The sequence below is a fragment of the Streptomyces sp. SID14478 genome, from assembly GCF_010548525.1.
GTDB lineage: Bacteria > Actinomycetota > Actinomycetes > Streptomycetales > Streptomycetaceae > Streptomyces.
In genome coordinates this window covers 1-3563 of sequence record NZ_JAAGMG010001412.1, presented here as the reverse complement: position 1 = coordinate 3563, position 3563 = coordinate 1, and the positions used below count along the sequence as shown (strand labels likewise).

Annotated in this window: 1 protein-coding gene; it reads left to right on the top strand. The window is 74.9% G+C overall.

The window, feature by feature from the left end; genetic code table 11:
* Positions 1-3563: type I polyketide synthase (locus tag G3I40_RS44635; RefSeq protein ID WP_164560496.1), on the top strand; the 3563-nt coding region annotated here is incomplete at both ends.

Below are 3563 nucleotides of genomic sequence, written 5' to 3'. Positions count from 1 at the left end.
CGCGGCGTTCGCGGCGGCCGGGGACCACGGCGGCGCGGCCGTCGTCTGGTCGCCCGAGACGGCGGCGGACGGGGAGGACGTCCCCGCGACGGTCCGCTCCGCCGTGCACAAGGCGCTCGCGGTGCTGCGCGACTGGTTCGCCGAACCGGCCTGCGCCGACACGACGCTGATCGTGCTGACCCGCAACGGAGCCGGTCTGCCCGGTGAGACGCCGGACCCGGCGGCAGCGGCCGTCCGCGGCCTGGTGCGCAGCGCCCAGTCGGAACGTCCGGGACGCATCGTGAACGTCGACCTCGACGACGACGACCCCGCGGACCTGCACCAGTTGCTCGCCGCGGCGACCGCCACGGACGAGCCCCAGCTCGCGCTCCGCGACGGCGCCGCGCTGGCACCCCGGCTGACGCGGACCACTGCCGACGCGTCGACCGGCGTGAGCTTCGGCGACGGCACGGTCCTGATCACCGGCGGCGCGGGCGGTCTCGGCGCCGTCACCGCACGCCACCTGGTCACCCGGCACGCAGTGCGCACCCTGCTGCTCGTCTCGCGCCGCGGCATCGCCGCGCCGGGGGCCGAGGAACTGGTCGCCGAACTGACCGCGCTGGGCGCCGAGGTACGCGTCGCCGCGTGCGACGTCAGCAAGCGTGCCGAGGTCGCGGCGCTGCTGGAATCCGTACCGGCGCACGCACCGGTGAGCGCCGTCGTGCACACCGCGGGCGTGGCCGACGACGGCACCGTCGACACCCTGACCGCCGAGCAGGTGGACCGGGTGCTCGCCCCGAAGGTCGATGCCGCCTGGCACCTGCACGAGCTCACCCGCGACCTGGACCTGTCGGCGTTCGTGCTGTTCTCCTCCGCAGGGCCACTGCTCGGCGGCCAGGGCCAGGGCAACTACGCCGCCGCGAACGCGGCGTTGGACGCGCTCGCCCAGGCGCGCCGCAGCGCCGGCCTGCCCGCGCACGCGCTGGCCTGGGGGCTGTGGAAACTCGGCATGGCCGAGGCGTTGAACGACCCGGGCGGCGAACACCTGGTGCGTCAGATCCGTACGCGCCTGGGGCTGGCCCCCATCGAGCCGGACGCCGGCATGCAGATGTTCGACGAGGCGTTGAGCACCGACGAACCGATGCTGATGACCGCGCTGCTCGACACCCCCGCCCTCACCGCGCTGGGCCGGCTCGGCACACTGCCCGCGGTACTGCGCGGCCTCATCCACGTACCCCCGCGCGGCCGGGTCGCCGACAGTTCGCTGCGCCGGCGGCTGCTCGACGCCCCCGCCGACCAGTGGGAGGCGCTGATCCGCAACGAGGTCCGCGCGATCGTCGCCGTGGTCCTCGGCCACGAGTCGGCCGACGCCATCGACCCCGAAACCCCGTTCACGGAGCTGGGATTCGACTCGCTCGGCGGCGTCGAGTTCCGCAACAAGGTGACCGCGGCGACCGGTGTGCAGCTGCCGTCGACGCTGGTGTTCGACTATCCGACCACTGCCGCCGTCGCGGGCTTCCTGCGCACCCGGGTCGACGGCTCGGCGCCGACGCGCCCGGCCCCGGTCCGGGCGAGGGCGGGCGCCGACGAGCCGATCGCGATCGTCGGCATGAGCTGCCGGTATCCCGGCGGCGTCGACAATCCCGACCAGCTGTGGGACCTGATCGACGGCCGCGTCGACGCCATCACCCCGATCCCGGGCGACCGCGGCTGGGACCTGGACGACCTGTACGACGCCGAACCCGGCAAGCCCGGCAAGATCTACACCCGGGAAGGCGGATTCCTGCACGCCGCAGGCGACTTCGACCCCGCCTTCTTCGGCATCGGGCCCCGTGAGGCAGCGGCGATGGACCCCCAGCAGCGGCTGCTGCTGGAGACGTCCTGGGAGGCGCTCGAGGACGCCGGCATCGATCCGACCGCCCTGCGCGGCAGCGACACCGGCGTGTACGCGGGCGTCATGTACCAGGACTACGGCTACACGGCGCGCGACGCCGCCGACGGCGCCGCGGAGGGCTACCTGGCGACCGGATCGGCCGGCAGCGTCGTCTCCGGCCGGGTGTCCTACGCCCTCGGCCTGGAAGGACCCGCGGTCACGGTGGACACGGCGTGCTCGTCGTCGCTGGTGGCCCTGCACCTGGCGGTGCAGGCACTGCGCGCCGGGGAGACGTCGCTGGTGCTGGCCAGCGGGGTGACGGTCATGTCGACCCCGCTGCTGTTCCAGGAGTTCTCCCGGCAGCGGGCCCTGTCACCGGACGGACGCTGCAAGGCGTTCGCGAGTGCCGCCGACGGCGTCGCGTGGGCCGAGGGCGTCGGCGTGCTCGCCCTGGAGCGGCTGTCCGACGCGCAGCGCAACGGGCGCCCGGTGCTGGCCGTCATCCGCGGAAGTGCCATCAACCAGGACGGTGCCAGCAACGGCCTGACCGCACCGAACGGCCCGTCCCAGGAGCGGGTGATCGCGCAGGCACTGGCCAACGCCGGGGTGAGCGCGGCCGAGGTCGACGCCGTGGAGGCCCACGGCACCGGCACCACGCTGGGCGACCCGATCGAGGCGCAGGCGCTGCTCAACGCCTACGGACAGGACCGCGCCGAACCGCTGCGGATCGGCTCGCTGAAGTCGAACATCGGGCACACGCAGGCGGCGGCCGGCGTCGGCGGTGTGATCAAGATGGTGCAGGCGCTGCGGCACGAGACGCTGCCGTCCACCCTGCACGTCGACGCGCCGTCACCGCACGTGGAGTGGTCGGCGGGCGCGGTACGGCTCCTCACCGAGGCCGAGCCGTGGCCGGCCGGGGAGCGCCCGCGCCGGGCGGGAGTGTCGTCGTTCGGCATCAGCGGCACCAACGCGCACGTGATCCTCGAAGAGGCGCCCGCGGCCCCGCCGCGGCCCGTCGATCCCCCGCGCCCCGCGGCCCTGCCGCTGCTGCTGTCCGCGCGGACGAGCGACGCCCTGCGGGCCCAGGCGAGCCGTCTGCACGACACGCTGCGCGCCCGTACGGAACTCGACCTGACCGACGTCGCGGTGACGCTGGCCCTGCACCGCGCGCAGCTCGAACAGCGCGCCGCCGTCGTGGGCGCGGACCGGGAGACGCTGCTGACGGCCCTGGCGCGCCTGGCCGCCGGCGAGCCGGGACCGGGCATCGCCGACGGCGCGGGCCGCACCGGCACGACGGCGTTCTTGTTCACCGGCCAGGGGGCGCAGCGGATCGGCATGGGCGCCGAGCTGTACCGGGCGTTCCCGGTCTTCGCGGCCGCGCTCGACGAGGTGTGCGCGCACTTCGACGCATACCTGGAGCATCCGCTGCGGGACGTGATGTTCGGCGACGGGCCGGCTGCGGCGAGCGGCGCGAGCGCGCAGACGCTGCTGGACCGCACCGAGTACACCCAGCCCGCGCTGTTCGCGTTCGAGGTGGCGATGTACCGCCTGGTCGCGTCGTTGGGCGTGACGCCGGACGCGGTGGCCGGGCATTCGATCGGCGAGCTGGCCGCGGCGTACGTCGCCGGGGTGTGGTCGCTGCCGGACGCGTGCCGGCTCGTCGCGGCCCGCGGCCGGTTGATGGGGCAGCTGCCGGCCGGCGGGAGCATGC